The organism is Micromonospora sp. NBRC 110037 (assembly GCF_001652995.1).
Classification (GTDB): Bacteria; Actinomycetota; Actinomycetes; order Mycobacteriales; family Micromonosporaceae; genus Micromonospora; species Micromonospora chalcea.
This window is the reverse complement of sequence record NZ_BBVA01000007.1, coordinates 349,557-369,090: the sequence shown is the minus strand read 5'-3', so window position 1 is coordinate 369,090 and position 19,534 is coordinate 349,557. Positions and strand designations below refer to the sequence as shown.

At 70.2% G+C, this 19,534-nt stretch carries 22 protein-coding genes; 4 read left to right on the top strand and 18 right to left on the bottom strand.

The genetic code is table 11. The features are described from left to right. Nucleotides 1-661 (bottom strand): transposase (locus tag A4R25_RS22130; RefSeq protein WP_197494948.1); only part of this gene is annotated, 661 nt, incomplete at its 3' end. A 616-nt stretch (nucleotides 662-1,277) separates the two neighbouring features. Here A4R25_RS22130 and A4R25_RS22125 point away from each other — a divergent pair. Continuing rightward, nucleotides 1,278-1,724 carry an MmpS family transport accessory protein gene (locus A4R25_RS22125; RefSeq protein WP_197494947.1) on the top strand — a complete coding sequence of 149 codons (447 nt, stop codon included), beginning with the start codon at nucleotides 1,278-1,280 and terminating at the stop codon, nucleotides 1,722-1,724. A 746-nt stretch (nucleotides 1,725-2,470) separates the two neighbouring features. On the opposite strand, the gene A4R25_RS22120 is transcribed toward A4R25_RS22125, so the two are convergent. Next, nucleotides 2,471-2,980: a hypothetical protein gene (locus A4R25_RS22120; protein WP_157539143.1), complete on the bottom strand. Its 510-nt coding sequence runs from the start codon at nucleotides 2,978-2,980 to the stop codon at nucleotides 2,471-2,473. 204 nt (nucleotides 2,981-3,184) lie between these two features. Here A4R25_RS22120 and A4R25_RS22115 point away from each other — a divergent pair, with 204 nt between their 5' ends. Beyond that, entirely contained in the window at nucleotides 3,185-3,430 is a 246-nt protein-coding gene (locus A4R25_RS22115; protein ID WP_064447927.1) for a hypothetical protein, read from the top strand. 235 nt (nucleotides 3,431-3,665) lie between these two features. Next, nucleotides 3,666-4,190: a hypothetical protein gene (locus A4R25_RS22110; RefSeq protein ID WP_157539141.1), complete on the top strand. Its 525-nt coding sequence runs from the start codon at nucleotides 3,666-3,668 to the stop codon at nucleotides 4,188-4,190. Between the two features lie 75 nt (nucleotides 4,191-4,265). On the opposite strand, the gene A4R25_RS22105 is transcribed toward A4R25_RS22110, so the two are convergent. The 10 genes from A4R25_RS22105 to A4R25_RS22060 form a co-directional block, all read right to left on the bottom strand. Next, nucleotides 4,266-4,715 carry an NUDIX domain-containing protein gene (locus tag A4R25_RS22105; RefSeq protein WP_082931091.1) on the bottom strand — a complete coding sequence of 150 codons (450 nt, stop codon included), beginning with the start codon at nucleotides 4,713-4,715 and terminating at the stop codon, nucleotides 4,266-4,268. 6 nt (nucleotides 4,716-4,721) lie between these two features. Further along, the gene (locus A4R25_RS22100) at nucleotides 4,722-5,441 is read right to left on the bottom strand and encodes a DinB family protein (protein WP_064447925.1); all 720 of its coding nucleotides are present in this window, start codon (nucleotides 5,439-5,441) and stop codon (nucleotides 4,722-4,724) included. Between the two features lie 143 nt (nucleotides 5,442-5,584). After that, nucleotides 5,585-6,280, bottom strand: coding sequence for a hypothetical protein (locus tag A4R25_RS22095; protein WP_064447924.1), 696 nt, complete (start codon nucleotides 6,278-6,280; stop codon nucleotides 5,585-5,587). Further along, on the bottom strand, nucleotides 6,277-7,155 hold the full coding sequence (locus A4R25_RS22090; RefSeq protein WP_043328404.1) for an ATP-binding cassette domain-containing protein: 879 nt from the start codon (nucleotides 7,153-7,155) through the stop codon (nucleotides 6,277-6,279). The genes A4R25_RS22095 and A4R25_RS22090 overlap by 4 nt, the downstream gene beginning before the upstream one ends. Beyond that, nucleotides 7,152-7,511: a GntR family transcriptional regulator gene (locus A4R25_RS22085; protein WP_043328406.1), complete on the bottom strand. Its 360-nt coding sequence runs from the start codon at nucleotides 7,509-7,511 to the stop codon at nucleotides 7,152-7,154. Before A4R25_RS22085 ends, A4R25_RS22090 begins: the two co-directional genes overlap by 4 nt. Before the next feature lie 495 nt (nucleotides 7,512-8,006). Continuing rightward, on the bottom strand, nucleotides 8,007-8,501 hold the full coding sequence (locus tag A4R25_RS22080) for a GNAT family N-acetyltransferase (RefSeq protein WP_064447923.1): 495 nt from the start codon (nucleotides 8,499-8,501) through the stop codon (nucleotides 8,007-8,009). Nucleotides 8,502-8,585: 84 nt separating this feature from the next. Then, complete coding sequence (locus A4R25_RS22075; protein ID WP_043328408.1) at nucleotides 8,586-9,317, bottom strand: class I SAM-dependent methyltransferase; 732 nt, start codon at nucleotides 9,315-9,317, stop codon at nucleotides 8,586-8,588. 206 nt (nucleotides 9,318-9,523) lie between these two features. Beyond that, on the bottom strand, nucleotides 9,524-10,237 hold the full coding sequence (locus A4R25_RS22070; protein ID WP_064447922.1) for a vancomycin high temperature exclusion protein: 714 nt from the start codon (nucleotides 10,235-10,237) through the stop codon (nucleotides 9,524-9,526). A 23-nt stretch (nucleotides 10,238-10,260) separates the two neighbouring features. After that, nucleotides 10,261-10,623: a PH domain-containing protein gene (locus A4R25_RS22065; RefSeq protein WP_018784695.1), complete on the bottom strand. Its 363-nt coding sequence runs from the start codon at nucleotides 10,621-10,623 to the stop codon at nucleotides 10,261-10,263. Between the two features lie 31 nt (nucleotides 10,624-10,654). Continuing rightward, on the bottom strand, nucleotides 10,655-10,963 hold the full coding sequence (locus A4R25_RS22060; RefSeq protein WP_018784696.1) for a 4a-hydroxytetrahydrobiopterin dehydratase: 309 nt from the start codon (nucleotides 10,961-10,963) through the stop codon (nucleotides 10,655-10,657). 184 nt (nucleotides 10,964-11,147) lie between these two features. Between A4R25_RS22060 and A4R25_RS22055 the strand changes: the two genes are divergently transcribed. Continuing rightward, nucleotides 11,148-11,591, top strand: coding sequence for a (deoxy)nucleoside triphosphate pyrophosphohydrolase (locus tag A4R25_RS22055; RefSeq protein ID WP_197494946.1), 444 nt, complete (start codon nucleotides 11,148-11,150; stop codon nucleotides 11,589-11,591). Nucleotides 11,592-11,671: 80 nt separating this feature from the next. On the opposite strand, the gene A4R25_RS22050 is transcribed toward A4R25_RS22055, so the two are convergent. From A4R25_RS22050 to A4R25_RS22025, 6 genes are all read right to left on the bottom strand, one after another. Then, nucleotides 11,672-12,781: a succinate dehydrogenase/fumarate reductase iron-sulfur subunit gene (locus A4R25_RS22050; protein WP_043328414.1), complete on the bottom strand. Its 1,110-nt coding sequence runs from the start codon at nucleotides 12,779-12,781 to the stop codon at nucleotides 11,672-11,674. After that, nucleotides 12,771-14,693, bottom strand: a complete 1,923-nt coding sequence (locus A4R25_RS22045; RefSeq protein ID WP_043328415.1) for a fumarate reductase/succinate dehydrogenase flavoprotein subunit — start codon at nucleotides 14,691-14,693, stop codon at nucleotides 12,771-12,773. The genes A4R25_RS22050 and A4R25_RS22045 overlap by 11 nt, the downstream gene beginning before the upstream one ends. Before the next feature lie 10 nt (nucleotides 14,694-14,703). Then, nucleotides 14,704-15,525, bottom strand: coding sequence for a hypothetical protein (locus A4R25_RS22040; RefSeq protein WP_043328416.1), 822 nt, complete (start codon nucleotides 15,523-15,525; stop codon nucleotides 14,704-14,706). A 228-nt stretch (nucleotides 15,526-15,753) separates the two neighbouring features. After that, nucleotides 15,754-17,163, bottom strand: a complete 1,410-nt coding sequence (locus A4R25_RS22035) for a TldD/PmbA family protein (protein WP_064447920.1) — start codon at nucleotides 17,161-17,163, stop codon at nucleotides 15,754-15,756. Between the two features lie 76 nt (nucleotides 17,164-17,239). Beyond that, the gene (locus tag A4R25_RS22030; RefSeq protein ID WP_043328418.1) at nucleotides 17,240-18,676 is read right to left on the bottom strand and encodes a TldD/PmbA family protein; all 1,437 of its coding nucleotides are present in this window, start codon (nucleotides 18,674-18,676) and stop codon (nucleotides 17,240-17,242) included. A 147-nt stretch (nucleotides 18,677-18,823) separates the two neighbouring features. Further along, nucleotides 18,824-19,372, bottom strand: a complete 549-nt coding sequence (locus A4R25_RS22025) for a Uma2 family endonuclease (RefSeq protein WP_043330945.1) — start codon at nucleotides 19,370-19,372, stop codon at nucleotides 18,824-18,826. Nucleotides 19,373-19,534: the final 162 nt, after the last annotated feature.

The window sequence follows — 19,534 nt, the reverse complement described above, 5'->3', positions numbered from 1 at the left end:
CGAGGACGGTGATGTGGTCGGCGGTGGTGTTCGACCCGGCCCGGCCCTCCCGCAGCAGGCCGGACAGGGCCTCGCGGGTGTTGTCCAGGAAGCAGAACAACGGGTGGTAGCCGAAGGTCTTCTTCCAGGTCGGGGTCGCTGATTCCTTGTCCGAGTGGCACAGCACGATCGAGGCGTCCAGATCGAGGACCAGGCCGGGGACCGGCTGGCCAGCCGCGGTTGTCTGCGGGAGCCCGCCGCGGGTCTCGGCCAGCTGGGCCCAGGCCAGCTGGCGAGCCCGTGCCCGAGCGTCACGCAACCGACCCAGTGCCTCACCGTCCACGCCGGACAGGAGTCGCCACGCCGTCGGGTCCGACGCGACCGGACCGAACAAGTCCGCCTGGTCACGCAGCACGGCCAGGTCCGAGATCGCTTCACCACCGTCGGCGAGCATCACCGCCAGGTCCACCGCGACCCGGCCCGGGTCGTGCTGGCCACGCCGCCGCCGCAGACCGGCGAGGGCGTCGCCGAACGCCTCGGTCAGCCCGGTCACCTCCGCGACATCAGCCAGGAGACGAGCGCCGGCATGGCCGACCACGCCACGCCCGTCGGCACTCACGATGATCTTCGGGCGCGCTCCGGTAGCCTTCACTCGGTAAGTGCCTTCCGTGCGGGCGATCATGGGCCTTCGACAAGCCAGATCATCCCAGATCGGGAGGCACTTCCTCATTTCTGATCATGAACCACAGGCGGCCTTACTGAACGGCCGAGGCTAACAGCGTAAGCCCAAGATGTGGCGTGACAAGCCTGCCGACTGGATCGCCGCCGGTCATGCGAGCGCCCGTCTATGTTCCGCTTCAACGTCTGAGGCGGTGACGTCATCACTTCCGCTTCTCAGGCCGCCCGGCCGCCCACATCGCTGCGACGATGCACAGCAGCAGCAGACAACTGAACCCGCCGCAGAGCAGTGCCCCGACGGCGAAGAGACCTTCCATGCGCATGATCGTAGAGTCGGCACAGCGCCACAGCGGCGATGGAGCTCAGGAAGATCAGCTTGGCGTTTCTGGGCCGTTCGGGCCGCCGAGGGCCGACCGGAGATGACCGACGACGACCAGCATTGCCCAGAAAAGAGCAGGTCAACCGCCACGTAGAGGCGGCTGACCTGGTGGGCGACGGACGAGTCGGCCTGTACGCACCGCTAGCAGTTGGCCGGCGAGGGAGAGACGCACCGGACGATCAGCCACCGCGGCCCTAGTGACGGATGACCAGAACGTGCCTGACATGCGCTAATCTGCCCCGTGATCAACAACCCTACCGATGCCAGCCGTCGTCGCCGGCGTGCCGCCATCCCCATCACTGTGGGCGTCGCACTGTGCCTGGTCGGGCTCGGTGTCTGGCTCACCTTCGCCGTGCGCGGCGAGGATGGGCGTGGCGAGGACGCTCGTGAAATCGAGCTGGAAGTCACCTCAGGGGCCGGTCAGGTGAAGGGCATTGTCTGGCGGTACCCGGATGACGGGAACAAGATCCATGACGTGAGCGACTCTTCTGGCATGATCAAGACGCCCTGGTCACGGCGGATCGACGTCAAGTCTCTGAAGGGGCCGATCATTCTCAACGTCATCCATGACCCGGACTCCACCGGGGCGACCTGCCGGATACTGGTCAACGGCAAGGTGACGGAGGAGCAGAGCGGCGTCTTTCCGCATTGCATGACCACGATCCAGCGGGCGTTCCCGGCGTCGTGACTTGTCAGCCTGCTTGGTCAGGCATGGCCGGGTCGCGCCCGTTGACCCCGGGGGCGAAGGCCGCACAGGTGAAGCTGGACATACTCGCCCGAGGTGAGACGGGGAGCTTGCAAGCGAGGGATCAGCGCGGGCCGGGGCGCACCGGCTGCGGCGGGTCGACGAGGACCAGCTCCAGGCCGCCGGATGTCGATCCAGAGTGGCCAACGACGATCACTGGTGACGACGTCTGCCCAGGTGACAAGGCGTGATGGGCCCGCTAAGCAGGGTTGGCCGGGGCCTCCTTGCCTGTAGTTGGTGAACTGGTGGGGCGCGTCGAAGGTGTACGGGCCAGCGCTCAAGGCGAGACAGGGGTGCAGATCCGGCACCAGTCCCAGCTCACAGCGCGGTTGGCTCGTAGGTCAATGCCTCTTCGATGAACCATGTAGTCGGCGACGTGCGGGCATTGAGGATGGTTCGAGTTCTTTGACCTTGTTGCCTACCTCCTCGTCGGGCGTGTGCAATAGCTCAGCCATGAGCGCCAAGGCGCGCTGTCGAGCCTGCGGGCGAAAGTCCTCACGCCAGCTTCCGCCTCCGGCAAAGGTTGGCAAGCAGCCGGCAGTACTGCGAGGTACCAACACCTCTTGACCTGGACCGCAGGCATGTCGGTGCAGGCCATCGGCGAGCCGGTCCAGGTTCCGCTTCGACGTCTGAATCCGGCCCGCTTTCTCAGGAACCAGGCTGCCGAACGGGCCGCAGGTGACGTCCGACTATGACGTGCCCGACGCGGCGAACCTCTTCACGTCCTGGAGCAGGCGGTCGAGGAAGGTGGCCAGGTCCGGGGCGGCCACGTCGAAGCGCGGGTCCTCCGAGGTGTAGACGCCGTCGAGGACGAGGTCGGGAGGGAGCCGGTAGACGGGCGACCCGTCCGGCATCGCCAGCGCGTACTGCGTGCCGCCGCCGTCGCTGGCGAACACGACGACATCGGCGTCGTGGCGGCCACGTACGTGCCAGAGGTCCCGTGCCTCGTGGACGTGGACCACGTGGGCGGCGCTGTGCAGGAAGAAGCCGTTGTCGATGTCGGCCAGGTCGACGGCGTCAACCACCGCGTACAGGTCGGCAAGGACAGCGGGAACGGCGGGACGGGCGGCGGCGATCAGCGCGGCGGAGGTCGTCGTGGGCTCACTGACGGCATTCTCGCCGGGCGGGTATCCGTAGCGGTCCTCGAAGTCGAGCACCGCGGAAGCGACAGCATTCCGCAGATCCTCTCGCCAGGTCACCAGGTCTCGTTGCATCACGGCAGGACACTGCCACCCTGAACCAGATCTGACCAGGAGCGCTGGGAGCGGGACGACCGTCCGACCTGTCAGACGTCCGTACGCCGGATTTCGGGTCTTTGATCTCTGGGCCGGCACTGCGACGATGCAGGCCGTCGGAGGCGGCCGTGTGCGGACGTCTCGTGTCTCACCGACCGAGGAGCCGATGTGCGTCTGCCCCGTGAGCCCCACCCGGTTGACCGGCCGGGCCTGCTCATCTCCATGATCGTCTGTGGTGGCCTCGGGACTCTTGCGGCGAGCGGATGGAACGGCGACGCAGGGCGGTTCCAGCCGATCGCGGCGGTGCTCGCCGTGGTGCTGTTCGCGTGCTTCCTGATCTTGTTCGCGGTGTTCTGGGTCGGCTGGCTGATGCGTGGGCACGAGTTGTGGCGCGAGGCGCGACGTGAGCGCTGACCGGGACCGTTACCGGCATGACCGCCCGGTGGCTCGAACATGCGGTGCACGAGCTTCCGGCCGGGGTGCTGTGGGGCGCCGACGGCGCGACACCCACTACCTGAGCCGCCGCCGTCATTTCGCGGACCACGCGACGTACATCAGGGACCGTCGCGCACCGATGCGGGTCTCGCCGCCGCCGCCGGACTGGCTACGACGTCGCTGACCACCGCCGGGCCCGTGCAACGATGTGGGCGTGTCGGGCACGGCGGTGGACAGGCTGGCGGCGCTGGTCGGCTGGAACGGCAGGTCCTCCCAGCGCCCGGACTGGTCGTCGTTGCACGCCGCGTTCGGCCACCGGTTTCCCACGGACTTCCAGCAGTACGTGGAGCGGTTCCCTCCGGGCGCCGTCGACTTCGTCCAGGTGTTCCACCCGTACGAACGGGCCTTCCAGGGGGATCCGGCTGTCTATGTCGAGCAGCTTCTGGCGCGCACCGATCCGGCCAACGACATCGAGGACTGGTACCGGTTCGGCAATGCGCCGGGGGAGCTGTTCTCCTGGGGCACGGTGAACGGCGAGTTCGAGCTCTGCTGGGAGCTGACCAACGGGTCGCCCGACACCTGGACGTGCGTGGTGGCCGACATCCGCTGTCAGACCGGGGAACGCCATCCCGGCGGCATGGTGGACCTGCTGCTGGACGTCCTGGGCGGCACCGGAAGGGTCAGCTCCCTGGACTATCTCCGTGAGATCCTGCCGACCGCCTTCGAGCCGTACCTGTAGTCGCGTGCCCACCCAGGCGACGACGCTTTTTTCAACGTCTGGTCCCAGCCTCGTGCCGAGACGTGTCCGTCGTGGTCAGGCGCGACGCTCAGCAAGAACCCTGCGGAACAGGGCGGGGTAGCTGGCATGAGCCAGCGGCAGCGCTCCGAGCGCGTCTTCGGTGAACCAGCCGATGGCGTCGTGTTCCTCCGGCGCGAGGTTGGCCGGATACCCCGTCCACGCTTCGACCAGCCAGATCCGCATGGAGAACGTGTCGGCGTGAACCTCGTGCACTGGTGGACCCGACGGCAACGCCGCGTCGACGCCCAGTTCCTCTCGAAGCTCACGGGCAAGTGCGACACGGGGCGGTTCCCTGGGCTCGACGTGCCCGCCGGGCAGGTCCCAGACGTCGGGCAGCACACGACGCAGGGGAGAGCGGTGGCACAGGAGTATCCGGTTGCCGTCGCACAGCAACCCGGTGACGATGCGCGCCTTGGGAGATCCGTCCGCCGAGGCCTCCGATGCGGGGCCGGTCCACGTGGACACCGGACGCTACGCCTGCGCGTCCAGGTCGCGCACCGCGAAGCGGAGGTGTTCCCACTCCTCGTCGAAGATGACGTGGAGGCAGTGCAGGACCGGCTTCTCGTGTTCGGGTGACCAGGCTGACGGCCGAGGCTCGGTGAGCAGCTCCGGAGTGACGCCCGTGAGGAAGTCCCGCACCATGGCCTGCCGCTCGGCGCGCAGATCGAGCACCTGGGCGAGACTCGGCCGCGCCGCGGGGAAGATCGACATGTCGAGTCCGTCCGTCTCGTACTCGGCGTGCGGCTGCCCGAGCGGATGGAAGGGCTGCGGCAGGCGCAGGATCGCCTTGCCGAGCCAGGCGTCGGTGGCGAACGCGAGGTGGCGCAGGGTCTGCGCGAACGACCACTCGCCGTCGATCGAGATGTCGGCGGCACCCTCGGGCATGGACACGACCCGGTCGACCGCGGCCGCCCAGGCTCGTTCGAGCGCCGCCCACGCCGCGCGCAGGCCGTCGGGATCCTCGGCACGCCTCAGCTCGCGCCCGGGGAACCGCCGGTTGAGTTCGGCCTCGACGAGCGGCACGACGTCGACACCGTTGACCAGCAGCGCGCCGTCGGTGAGCCACGGCGCGTCGATGTCGAGCCCGCGCACGTCGACGCCGCGCATCACCGCGCCGGCCAGCGTCGACCTGGTGAAGCGCGCGCCTTGCAGGTTCCGGTCCACGAACGTCGTGAGGTCGCTCTGGTCCACGGCGCACCCCTCTCGTCGGCGATCGCGGCAATGCTAGCGAGCAGGTCCGACAACAGCTGTCGATGCGACCGGACCGGGAAGCTGCTGGTGGCGGCCGACGACCCGCATCGCGCGGATCGTCGGCCGACCATCCGTGCCCGCCGTCAGGCGTTGGCCCGGCGGATGGCCGCCATCCCCCCGAGGGCGGCCACCGCGGCGATCAGGGCGGGCCACCCCACCAGCAGGCTGACCTGGTGCTGGCTGCTCAGCCACTGCCAGATGTCACCGAACCATCCCTGCCAGGTGATCAACGCGACGAGCAGGCCGGTCACCAGGATCAGGGCCGCGCCGGCCCCGAACAGGCCGTTCATGCCGAACCGGACGTACCAGACGGCGACGAAGACGGAGACGAAGTTCAGGAACAGGAACGGCACCGCGTAGACGGCGATCTGCAACAGCCCGTTGTCGACGTCGACGTACGGGATTCGGAAGAACCGCAGCTGGATCCCGAAGCCGCCGGTGGCGCCCTCGATCAGGTTGAGCAGGTAGAGCAGGACGCCGTAGACGACCGCCTGCACCACGTTGACGAGCACCGTGGCGAGGTAGAAGGTGCGCCGGGTGACGCCCATGCCGAGCGCGAACGGGAACACCTGGCTGATCGAGGTGGCGGCGACGATCGAGCAGACGATGTAGATACTGACCAGACCGCCCGTGGTGTTCTTGCCCGGCGCGGCCTCGTCGATCGAGGCGAAGATCAGCAGGTTGACGCCGAGCGAGATGGCCATGATGCCCCATGGCCAGGCCAACTGGCTGACCCAGGCGATGGTGTGCATCCGGGCGACGTCGAGGATACGAGTCATCGCGCGTTCGTCCTTTCCGTCGTCAGGCGCACCACGGCCTGTTGGAGCGACACCGGTGCCAGGTCGATGCCGAGCTTCTTGGCGCGCGTCCGTTCGGCGTCGTCGAACGACCCGCGCAGCGACGCGCGGACCGCGCCGCCGAGTTGCTCACGATGCAGCGCCTGGTGCGCGGCGGCGAACTCGTCCACCGCAGCGGCCGGGCCGGACGCCTCCACCACCTCGCCGCGCAGCTCGTCGCTGGGCGCGTCGAGCAGCAGCTTTCCGCGGTCGAGCAGCAGTACGTGCTCGATCAGGTCGGCCACCTCGTCGATGAGGTGTGTGGAGAGCACGACGGTGCGCGGGTTCTCGGCGTAGTCGGCGAGCAGCCGGTCGTAGAAGAGTTGCCGGGCGACCGCGTCGAGACCGAGGTACGGCTCGTCGAAGAAGGTCAGCGGCGCGCGTGCGGCCAGGCCGATCGTCACGCCCAGCGCGGACAGCATGCCGCGGGACAGTTTGCGCACCTTGCGCTTGCGCGGCAGGTCGAAGTCGTCCACCAGGGACTGCGCGAAGTCCTCGTCCCAGTTGGGGAACAGCCGCTTGGCCAGGCTCAGCACGTGCCGGACCTGGTACGCGGTCGGGTACGTCTGACTCTCCTTGATGAAGACCACCCGCGACAGCACCCGCTCGTTCTCGTACGGCCGCTCACCGAAGAGCATGAGGTCGCCGCTGGTGCCGCTGTTCTGGCCGGTGATCAGCTGCATCAGCGTCGTCTTGCCGGCGCCGTTGCGGCCGAGAAGCCCATAGATCTTGTCGCCCGTCAACGTGAAGGTGACGTCATCGAGAGCGGTCACCTCGCCGAACCGCTTCGTGAGCCCGGCTGCCGCCACGACGCTCATCGCTGTTCCTCCCCTGTGTCGATGAGCTTCTTCAGCTCCTCGGTGCCGATGCCCAACTTGCGTGCCTCCTCGATGAGGGGCCGCACGTACTGGTCGGAGAACTCGCGCCGGCGGCGTTCCCGGAGTGTTTCGACGGCGCCCGTTGCCACGAACATTCCGATCCCCCTGCGCTTGTAGAGAAGCCCGTCATCGACCAGGCGGTTGATCCCCTTGGCGGCGGTCGCCGGGTTGATCCGGTGGAACGCCGCAAGCTCGTTCGTCGACGGCACCTGGGTCTCCTCCGCGTACGTCCCGTCGATGATCGAGTTTTCGATCATCTCCGCGATCTGGACGAAGATCGGCCGGCCGTCATCCATCCTGGTTCTTTGGTTCATTACTCATGTAACTAACCTTGGCGCTCGCGGGCCGGGGCGTCAAGTCTTCTTCGGTACGCGTGGCCGATTACGGCTCGATCGAGTTCGCGCCGTGACACTGACGATCGACGAGAGCACCCGCCAGGTACGGCAGTCCGTCTGCGGCTGTTGCGACACCGCCGCGGAGCGGACCTGGGCCGACATGCATGCTGACGACGCGTCACCTTCGGCTGCCGGGTCGGGCCGGTGGCCGGCTCGCCGGGGCCGGCCGCGACGCTCGTCAACGGCGGTGAGGTCGCGGGGGGACAGCCCGATCTTCGGCCGCAAGCTCCCCGAGTTCCGGCAGATGGTTGACCTGATCCTGGAGCGTGTCCTGCCGCGACCTCACCCGGTGATCAAGGGGTTTACGTCTCCCGGACCGCGCCGACCGGACACAAACTCCTTGATCACCAGGCGGGCCGGGGCGGGCCCGGGCCGGGGCGGGCGGGGCGGGGAGCGTCAGGTGACGTGCGGGCTGCGGCGTTCGAGCAGGGTCACGTCGCGCCAGGTGCCGTAGTGGCGGCCCACCCGCTCGCGGGTGCCGACGACGCGGAAGCCGCACGTCGCGTGCAGCGCGAGACTCGCCGTGTTCTCCGGGAACACGCCGGACTGGATGGTCCAGATCCCGGCCGCCTCGGTCGAGGCGATCAGCGCCTCCAGCAGCGCCCGGCCGACCCCGCGCCCGCGCCCCCGCGGGTGCACGTAGACGGAGTGCTCGACCACACCGGCGTAGACGCAGCGGTCGGAGACAGCGGAGCAGGCCACCCAGCCGAGCACGTCGCCTGCCTCGTCGAGCGCCACCCAGCGGTGGCCGGGCAGCCGGGTGGCGGTGAACCGCGCCCAGTCCGGCGGCTCGGTCTCGAACGTGGCGTTGCCCTCGGCGATGCCCAGACGGTAGATCTCCAGCACGGCGTCGGCGTGCGAGTCGTCCATCGCGACGACGGTGACAGTCATCGGTTCCCCCTGTCCGGACCGGCGGTCGTCAGCGTAGTCGCGCGTCGAGGGGCCGGGACGACGCCCGGCCCCTCGACGTGAGCGCTACCGCCGCCGGTAGACGGAGATGTGCGAGCGGCTGTCCGCGTCGAACGGCGACCGGTCCCAGTCGGCGTACCGCTCGGTGAGCCGCAGCCCGGCCCGCTCCGCCAGCTCGTCGACCTGATCCGGCCAGGCGTAGCGCATGGCGAACGGCTTCAGGTGCACGCCGGAGGCGTCGAACGTGACGGTCTGCCGCACGAACGTCTGCGCCGCGCGGTCGTACCGGTGCACGCGGATGGTGGCCGAGTCCTCGGTCACCTCCCGCACCTGGACCTGCTCGTCCCGGTCGAAGTCCGCCGGGTCGGGCACGAACGTCTCGATGACGAACGCCCCGCCGGGCGCGAGCACCCGGGCGACGTTGCGGAAGCACGCCGCCTGGCGTTCCTCGGAGACCAGGTTGAACAGCGTGTTGAACACCAGGAAGACCAGACGGTACGGCCCGGCGACCGGGACGTCCGCCATGTCGCCGATGGTCACGGGCAGGTCCGCGCCGCCCGGCTTGGCGCGCAGGTGCGCGACCATCTCCGGGGACGCCTCGACGCCCTCCACGGTCAGACCGCGGGCGGCCAGCGGCAGGGCCACCCGGCCGGTGCCGACCGCCAGTTCGAGCACCGGGCCGCCCTCGGCCAGCGGTGCGAGGAAGTCGACGGCCGGGGCCGGGTCGGGATTGCCGGGGCCGTCGTAGGTGTCGGCCCAGAGCCGGCCGAACAAGCCGGGATCGTCGAAGACGGACATCACACGCCCTCCCGCCGGGCGGAAGGGACAGGACGCGGCGCGAGGTCAGCGACCTCCGCCGGAATGGGGTACGGAAACACGAAGCCTCGTTTCGGCAAGGGTGACGACGGGTCGGTTGGGCTTCGCAGCGTGTGACATGGCGGTGCTCCCTCCGGTCGGCTTCGAGGGGTCCAGCAGACCAGCAGCCGACCGGGGCGACAACCGGATTACGCCCGCAGCGCGTCGTCCACAGCGGTCTCCCGGCGGCCGAGGTGCACCGGTTCGCGCCCGCTGAGCACGTCCACGGCGGCCTTGACGCAGGCGGCGTGCTCCCGGGTGGAGCTGATCCGCCACTGGCCGGCGTACCGGCGGGCGGTGTCGTCGCCGACGCCGACGGTGTCGATGCCGGCGTCCCGGCAGAGCGCCACCGCGCGCGGCAGGTGGAACGACTGGGTGACCACAGTGGCCCGCCGGACCCCGAAGACGCGGTGCGCGCGCACGCACGAGTCGTACGTGTCGAAGCCGGCATGGTCCAGCACCGTCTTCTCCGCCGGGACGCCCCGCTCGACGAGCCAGCGCCGCATCGCGTCCGGCTCGTCGTAGTCCCAGTCCATGTGGTCGCCGGAGAGCAGGAGCACCTTGACCTTGCCGGCGGCGTACAACTGGCGGGCGATCTCCAGCCGGCCGGCGAGGAACGGCGCCGGGGTGCCGTCCGGGTCCACCTTGGTGCCCAGCACCAGCGCGACCGGCGTCTCGGGCACGTCCGCGGCGCCGAACAGGCGGCCCTCGGCGGCGCCGCGGACCCAGGTCACGCTGGCGGTCGTGGCGGCGCCCAGCAGCACCACGGCGGCCGTGGCGAGCAGCAGGAGCCGGCGGACCAGGCGTACGACCCGGCGACGGTCGCCCCGCCAGGCCCGCCAGCGCGCCGTCAGCCCTCGCATGGCGGCGATTGTGCCAGTGCGGGTCAGGAGATGTGGTGCAGGATCACGTTGTGCACGTGGTGGCTCTTCTCCGCGCCCCGGAACTCGACCTCGTAGGTGTGCGTGCCGACGTGCACGGCGATCGACCCGGTGGAGAAGAACGAGCCACCCCAGGACTTGTTGCTCACCACGCTCACGCTGGTGATCTTCGAGTACGGGATGCTGGTGATGGCGTACCGCTTGCCGACGAAGGAGCGGTCCTGGATGATCACCCGCCGGTCGGTCAGGCCGATGAAGCCGGTGCCGGTGCCCACCGCGTCGTAGACGGCGATGATCTGCTCACCGGGCAGCAGCCCGCTCTGGATCTGCTGGAACTGTTCCTTGCGGTCGTACGTGGGGCCAGACATGCATCTGAGGGTAGGCGGGGCGCGCCAGCGCTCAGGGCTCGGTGACCGCGCGGACCGCGTCCTCGATGCGCGCCGCGAGCAGCACCTCACCTTCGGTGAGTGGCTCGCCGTCGCCGTGGCCCAGCCGGATCTGGGTACGATCGGCCCGGCGGCTGATCTCCGGGCGCAGCCGCAGCGCGTCGGCGACCACCGCCACCCGTTCGGTGAGCGCGGCGTGCTGGGTGTCGTCGAGGACGATCGTGCGGCGGATCTGTTCGCCCTCGCGCGTCCATCCCGACAGCAGGGCCAGTGCGTCGCTGAGGTAGTCGTGCTTCGCACGGCCGCTGAACAGCACGCGCATCACCGCACCTCCCAGGCGTCGTTGCCGGCTTGTGGCCAAATCGTCGCCATCCCGTGTCCCAGTCGACGCTCTCTAGTCTCTCGCCACTCAGATGGTGTGTCCACGCCCACACTTCCGTGTTCTGCTGACCTGACGGCCGACGCAGCTACCCAAACCGCCGATTGATCTGGCACGCTGGTGGCCCGTGCGGACCGAACGGATTAGCGGGGGCGGACACGCCGACCGGCGGGAGCCGAGGGTGGTCGTCGGGGCCGCGATCATCGAGGGCGGCCGGGTGCTGGCGTGTGAGCGCTCCGCGCCCCCCGAGGTGGCGGGCCGGTGGGAGTTCCCCGGCGGGAAGGTCGAGCCGGGTGAGGCCGAGACCGACGCGCTGGCCCGCGAGTGCGCCGAGGAGCTGGGCGTACGGGTGGCTGTCGGCGCCCGCGTCGGCCGTGACGTACGGATGGCGCACGGCCGGTCCGTGCTGCGCGTCTACGCCGCCCGCCTGCTGCACGGCGACCAGCCGAAGGCCCTGGAGCACGCGGAGCTGCGCTGGCTCTCCGCCGCCGAGCTGGACAGCGTCGACTGGCTTCCGGCCGACGTGCCGATCGTGGCCGCGCTGCGCCCGCTGCTCGCCACGTCCGACTGAGGCTCCGGACCGGACAACCGGGCCGGAACGGGACGGGGGCCGGCGGCGTGTGCCGCTGGCCCCCGTCGTCGTGCTGTCGTTCAGTGCTTCGGCTCGTCCTGCTGCGGGTGGGCGAAGTTGAGGTGCTCCGGGGGCAGCGGGAACGTCACGTCGTCGCCGAACGGCGACGGCGCGGCGGCCCGGTTGAACGTCAGTTCGGTCAGCGGCAGCTTGCCGTTGGCGTCCACCGCCGGGGCGGTCGGGTGCGGCACCTCGCGGTGCCAGTTGACGCCCTGCTGGGCCTGACGCTCGGCGGCGCTGTCGTGCGAGCCGCCCGCGTGCGAGTGCACCCCGCCGTGCGAGTGCGTTCCGCCGGAGTGCGCGTGCGCCCCGCCGTGCGCCCCTCCGGACGTGACGGCACCGCTGGAATGCCCGCTGGTCGCGCTGGTCTGAGGCACCTGACCCCTCCGGAAGATCTTGTTACCGAGCCACACAAGGGGATCGTACCTGCGGTCGACGACCCGTTCCTTCATGGGGATGATCCCGTTGTCGGTGATCTTGATGTGCTCGGGGCAGACCTCGGTGCAGCACTTGGTGATGTTGCAGAAGCCGAGTCCCATGTCGGACTGCGCGTACTCCCGGCGGTCGGTACGCGCGTCCAGCGGGTGCATGTCCAGCTCGGCCGCCCGGATGAAGAACCGGGGGCCGGAGAACGCCGGCTTGTTCTCCTCGTGGTCCCGGATCACGTGGCAGACGTTCTGGCACAGGAAGCACTCGATGCACTTGCGGAACTCCTGCGAGCGCTCCACGTCGACCTGCTGCATCCGGTAGTCGCCGGGCGCCACGTCGGCCGGCGGCGCGAACGCCGGGGTCTCCCGGGCCTTCTCGTAGTTGAACGAGACGTCGGTGACCAGGTCCCGGATCACCGGGAACGTGCGCAGCGGGGTGACCGTGACGGTCTCGGACTCCTCGAACGTCGACATCCGGGTCATGCAGCCCAGCCGCGGCTTGCCGTTGATCTCCATGGAGCAGGAGCCGCACTTGCCGGCCTTGCAGTTCCACCGGCACGCCAGGTCCGGCGCTTCGGTGGCCTGCAGCCGGTGGATCACGTCGAGGACCACCTCGCCCTCGTTCACCTCGACCGTGTAGTCCTTCAGGTCGCCGCCGGTCTCGTCGCCCCGCCAGATGCGGAACTGGCGCTTACTTCCCATCAGTGTTCGCCTCCTCGGTGAGGGCGTCGAACTCGGCGAGTTCCTCGTCGGTCAGGTACTTGGCCAGCTCGGCCCGGTCGAACAGCCCGATCAGCTCCGGCCGCATCTTCGGCAGCGGCTTGTGGGTCAGCCGGACCGCGTCCCCGTCCAGCGAGCAGACCAGGTTGACCCGCCGCCACTTCGGGTCCATCGCCGGGTAGTCCTCCCGGGTGTGCCCGCCGCGCGACTCCTGCCGCTCCAGCGCCGCCATCGCGGTGCACTCCGAGACCACGAGCATGTTGCGCAGGTCCAGCGCCAGGTGCCAGCCCGGGTTGTAGCGCCGGCCGCCGACCGCGCTCACCTTCGCCACCCGCTCCCGCAGCTCGGCCAGCCGGCGCATGGCGTCCGCGAGCTCGCCCTCGCGCCGGATGATGCCGACCAGGTCGCCCATCACCGCCTGGAGGTCCTGCTGGAGCTGGTACGGGCTCTCGCCGGTGTCGCGCTGCAACGGCGCCAGCGCCGTCTCCACGGCGGCCTCCACCGCCGCCACCGACACCGCCGGGCGGCTGGTGAGCTGATCGGTGTACGTGGCCGCGTGCCCGCCCGCGCGCTTGCCGAAGACCAGCAGGTCGGACAGGGAGTTGCCGCCGAGCCGGTTGGAGCCGTGCATGCCGCCGGACACCTCACCGGCGGCGTAGAGCCCGCGCACCGTGCCGTACGCCGCGCCGGAGTCCGGGTCGACCTCGACGCCGCCCATCACGTAGTGACAGGTCGGGCCGACCTCCATCGGCTCCTTGGTGATGTCGACGTCGGCCAGCTCCTTGAACTGGTGGTACATCGACGGGAGGCGGCGGCGGATCTCCTCGGCCGACTTGCGGGAGGCGATGTCCAGGTAGACGCCGCCGGCCGGCGTACCCCGGCCCTCCTTGACCTCGCTGTTGATCGCGCGGGCGACCTCGTCACGGGGCAGCAGCTCCGGCGGACGCCGGTTGTTGTCCGGGTCGGTGTACCAGCGGTCCGCCTCCTCCTCGGTCTCCGCGTACTGCTTGCGGAACACGTCCGGGACGTAGTCGAACATGAACCGCTTGCCCTCGGAGTTCTTCAGCACCCCGCCGTCGCCGCGCACCGACTCGGTGACCAGGATGCCCTTCACCGAGGGCGGCCAGACCATGCCGGTCGGGTGGAACTGGAGGAACTCCATGTTGATCAGCGTCGCCCCGGCGCGCAGCGCCAGCGCGTGGCCGTCCCCGGTGTACTCCCAGGAGTTCGAGGTGACCTTGTAGGACCGTCCGACGCCGCCGGTGGCGAGCACCACGGCGGGCGCCTCGAAGAGGATGAACTCGCCGGACTCGCGGTAGTAGCCGAACGCGCCGGCGACGCGGTCGCCGTCGAGCAGTAACTCGGTGATCGTGGTCTCGGAGAAGACCCGGATCCGCGCGTCGTAGCTGCCGAACTCCTGCTTGTCCTCCTGCTGGAGCGAGACGATCTTCTGCTGGAGCGTACGGATCAGCTCCAGGCCGGTCCGGTCGCCGACGTGCGCCAGGCGCGGGTACTCGTGGCCGCCGAAGTTGCGCTGCGAGATCTTCCCGTCCTTGGTGCGGTCGAACAGCGCGCCGTACGTCTCCAGCTCCCAGATCCGCTGCGGCGCCTCCTTGGCGTGCAGCTCGGCCATCCGGAAGTTGTTCAGGAACTTGCCGCCGCGCATGGTGTCCCGGAAGTGCACCTGCCAGTTGTCCCGCGAGTTCACGTTGCCCATCGCGGCGGCGGCGCCGCCCTCGGCCATCACCGTGTGCGCCTTGCCGAACAGCGACTTCGAGATGATCGCGGTCTTCTTGCCGGCCAGCCGGGCCTCGATCGCCGCGCGCAGGCCGGCGCCGCCGGCCCCGATCACGACGACGTCGTAGTGGTGTCGTTCGATTCGCGTCTCAGTCATGTCCAGGCTCTCAGTTGATGAACCGCAGGTCGTTGATCCAGCCGGCGGCGACCGCCATCACGTAGAAGTCGGTGAGCGCCAGGGTGCCCAGGGTGATCCAGGCGAGCTGCATGTGCCGGACGTTCAACCAGGACACCCCGGTCCACGCCTTGTAGCGCATCGGGTGCTTGGAGAAGTGCTTGAGCCGCCCGCCGATGATGTGGCGGCAGGAGTGGCAGGAGATCGTGTACGCCCACAGCATCACCACGTTGCCGACCAGGATGATGTTGCCCAGGCCGAAGCCGAAGCCGTCGGGGGAGTGGAAGGCCAGGATCGCGTCCCAGGTGTTGATCAGCGAGATGATCGCGGCGGCGTAGAAGAAGTAGCGGTGCAGGTTCTGCCCGAGCAGCGGGAACCGCGTCTCACCGCTGTACGACTGGTGACCGTCCGGCACCGCGCAGGCCGGCGGCGACAGCCAGAACGACCGGTAGTACGCCTTGCGGTAGTAGTAGCAGGTCAGCCGGAACAGCAGCAGGAACGGCAGGGTGAGCGCCGCGTCCGGGATGATCCACCAGCCGGGCAGGAACTGGCCGAAGTGCGAGGAGCCCTCGACACAGCGGTCGGTGACGCAGGGGGAGTAGAACGGTGTCAGGTAGTGGTACTGCTCCACCCAGTACCACTTGTGCATGAAGACCCGGACCGTCGCGTAGATGACCCACGCGCTGAGCCCGACCACGGTGATCAGCGGAGCGAACCACCACCGGTCGGTCCGCAACGTCTTCGCCGCGATGGCGGCGCGCGCCCGCCCTCCCCGCGGCTGCGATCTCGGCGTCTTGGCCGACGTAGTTGTCATTCGAGTCATCTCCCTGACGTCACTGTCACGTCTTGCGCACGCACGAGGCCACACCGGCGAACCGGTGCGGCTAAGTGACACACGTTACGCCGATCTTCACGGCCCGGCCGCGCAACGCAGTGTCCCGTGTGTCCCGCAGCTTGGAAAGAGTCAGTTCATGATCAATGTGGCGGGTCGGTCGAACGGTGCGCCGACCGGCGCCGCGGGTGCGCCCGGCGACGCGCCGGATCACCCGGACGCGCCGCCGGTGAAGTGCCAGGAGGACAGCCGCAGCGTCGGCGCCTCGTACCAGGACCCGTCGACCCGGCCCGGCTGCCGGACCGGCGCCCGGCCCAGGCCCAGCACCCGCCCCGGCCCCAGCGCCCGCGGGTACGACTCGGTGAACCGGAAGTCGCGCACCGCCCGGGTCGGCACGCCGTCCTCGACCAGCCACACCCCGTTGCGCGTCAGCCCGGTGACCACCAGCTGCTTCGGGTCCAGCACCCGCGTGTACCAGAAGTCGCTCACCAGCAGCCCGCGCCGCATCCCGGCCACCAGCGCGGCGGTGTCCGGGTCGCCCACCGCTCCGGTGACGCCAGCGCTCACCGGCCCGGCCGCGACTGTCGTGCCCGCATCGGCGACGCCCGGATCCGCCAGCAGGCGGATGTTGTGCGGGATCGGCCCGAACGTCGCGCTACCCGGCATGCCGTGGCCGGTCGACCCGCTGCCCGCCTCCGCGCCGCCGCGCCTGTCGTACGCCACCGCCCCGGTGATGCCGCCCTCGACCAGCGGCAACGCCCGCCGCGGCGTGCCCTCCAGGTCGAACGGCAGAGTACCGGCGTGCAGCGGGTCGTCCACCAGCGTCACCAGCGGGTCGAACTGGGCGGTGCCCGGCTCGGCGAACGACTGCCGTTCGGCGTACCGCTTGCCGTTGAAGCCGAACCAGGCGAGGTTCTGCAGCAGGTCGGCGACGGCAGCCGGTTCGAGCACCACCTCGTAGTGCCCGGGCGGCAGCTCGACCGGGTCGGCCGCGGCCCGTGCCTTCGCCGCCGCGTGCGCGCCGAGCGCCGCGCCGTCGAGGTCGGCGAGCCGGTCGGCGCAGAGCCGCGCCACCCCGTCCGCGGCGCCGGCGCGGGCGATGCCGTCCATGGCCGCCTCGGCCGCGCTTCCGGCCGCCGTGTGCCCGGCCGAGTTGGCGAACGCCCCCGACCGGTACGCGGTGCGGCAGTAGCCGGCCGCCTCCAGCCCGTCGACCGCGTCCACGAACGCGCGTACCCGCTCGGCCCGCTCGCCGGGCGAGGCGAACGCGGTGGCCTCGTCGGTGGCCGGGCCGGACGGCACGGGCGTCGGCGCGGTCAGTCCCGGCCAGGCCGGGTCGGGCGGCGCGAGCCGGGCCGCGGCCCGGGTCCGCTCGACCAGGGCGGCCAGCCCGTCGGCGTCGACCCGGCTGCCGCTGCCGGTCGCGGTCCGCCCGTCCACGTGCAACCGCAGGTGTACGGAGACACCGGTCTCGGACACGTTCTGATGGATGAAGGAGTTGGCGAACCGGGTCAGGGCCAGGTCGGTGCGGGTCACCAGTACCTCGGCCTCGGCATCCGCCCCGGCGGTACGCCGGACCAGGTCCACCACCCCGGCGGCGATCCCCAGTTCGGCGCTCATGCCGGCACTCCGCTTCGCTCCGTGCCGTCATGAGGCACTGTCGCCCTGAGCCTACTGATTCGCTCGCTGCGCTCGCTCATGCCCGCACCCCCACCCGGACGCCGCGGAACCGGGCCGGCGCGGCCGGATGGCCGGTGTGCCCGACCTGGCCGGGCTGCCCCTTCCCGCAGTTGGGCGTGCCCCAGGCGACCGTCTCCGAGGAGAGCATGTCCATCGAGCGCCAGAAGACCGGCCCGATGCCGGTGTACGTCGGGTTGCGCAGCATCCGCCCCCGGCGGCCGTTCTTGACCTCCCAGCCGACCTCGCAGCCGAACTGGAAGTTGAGCCGCTTGTCGTCGATCGACCAGGACCTGTTGATGTCCATCAGCACCCCGTCGTCGGTGGCCGCGATGATCTCGTCCAGCGTGTGCGGGCCGGGCTCCAGGCCCACGTTCGTCATCCGCACCATCGGCAGCCGGGCCCAGCCGTCGGCCCGTACGCTGCCGCCGTAGTCCAGGCCGGCGACGGCGGCCGAGTCCCGGCCGGCGAGCACCCCGACCCACCGCCCCTCGCGGACCGCGTCCCGGGCCACGGCGGGGGAGCCCTCGTCGTCGTAGCCGAAGCTGCCCAGAGCCCCGGGGATGGTCGGGTCGATGGTCACGTTCATCAGCTCGGAGCCGTAGCGCAGCGAGCCGAGGCGGGCCAGGTCGAGCCAGGACGTGCCGGCGAAAGCCGCCTCCCAGCCGAGGATGCGGTCCAGCTCGATGGCGTGCCCGACCGACTCGTGGATCTGCAGCGCGAGCTGCTCGCCGCCGAGGATCAGATCGGTCTCGCCGGCCGGGCAGAGCGGCGCGGTCAGCAGCTCGCGGGACTCCTCGGCGATCCGGGCGGCGTGCGCGGCCAGGTCCAGCGAGGTGACCAGCTCCCAGCCGGTCGTGCCGTACTGCCCGCGGTAGCTCGGGTAGGACCGGCGCTGCGTCTCGCCGTCGCCGATCGACGTGGCCGAGATGCCGCCGCCGCACTCCCGGATGTGCTGGTCGATCCGGTGGCCCTCGCTGGAGACGAACCATTTCGTGGTGTCCCAGATCTGGTAGAGCCCTTCGGCCAGGTCGGCGCCGTGCTCGCGCATCGTCGCGGTGGCGCGGACCAGCAGGTCGCCCTTGTCCGACAGCGGCACCCCGAGCGGGTCGACGGCGCACTCCGAGGCCCAGCTCGCCACCGCCGCCTCGGAAGGCACCAGGTCGATCGGCGGGCCGGGAACCCGCGCGCTCGCGGTGGCGATCGCCGCGGCGCGCCGGCCGGCGTCGCGGGCCGCCGCGTCGGACAGATCGGGTACGGCGTGGAAGCCCCACCCCGAACCGACGAGCGCGCGTACGCCCAGCCCGATGCTCTCGTCCTGGCTCAGCTCCTCGATGTCGCCGTTGCGCGCAGACATCGACTCGTAGCGGCGGTGCATGACCCGGGCGTCGGCGTAGCGGGCGCCCGCGTCGAGGGCGGCTTGGACGGCGGCGGTCGCCGCGTCGAACTCGCTCATGCTGGCACTCCGTTGCCCTGCTGACGCTCGCTCATGCCGGCACTCCGCTGCGCTGCGTGCCGGCATGAGGCACCTTTGCGCTGCCCCGATGATTCGCTCGCTGACGCTCGCTCATGCGCCGACCCTAGGCGAGCCCACCGACATCCGTCAGGGGACGAGATCCTCCGGCCGGATCGTGGCGCGGACGGGCTCGGTCAGCTCCAGCAGGGAACCGGGCTTTGTCACCGACACCTCCCGGTAGTGCCGACCCTGCCGCCGGTGGAGGTGCAGCGTGCCTGTCTCCTGCTCCACCAGCAGGTACCACTCGATGCCCGCGGCGGCGTAGTAGTGCATCTTGAGCACCTTGTCGGTTGCCGCGTTACCAGGTGAGATGACCTCGCACACGAGCCGAACGTCCCGCGCCTCGATCATCGGCTGGTCGAAGTCGATCGGCTCGGTGACGACCAGGTCGGGAATCGGTATGCGGCCTGGCCGGAGCCGGACGTTCACCGTCTCCAGCAGTTCCAGGCCGACGTGCCGGGCCGCGGCCTCCAGCAGGTTGCCGAGGTTCCGCTGGATTCGCTGGTGCCGCGGAGTCGGTGCCGGTGTCACGTGCAGGCTCCCGTCGAAGAGTTCGACGCGTTGCCGCGTCTCGCCGAGGGCGAGGTACTCCTCTTCGGTCCACGGGCCGTCGTGGCCGAACACCGCCGCGGTCATGGTCGCCTCCACCTCGTGCCGACGGGAATCGTCCCTTCGTCGCCGGCACCATCGTCGCACTCCGGGTGCGGCGATGAGGCCGCGACGGCCAGTCGCGAGTGTGGATGTCCCAGGTGACGGGCGTGCGAGACGGAAACCCAGTCGTTACGCTCAGGCCGCTGA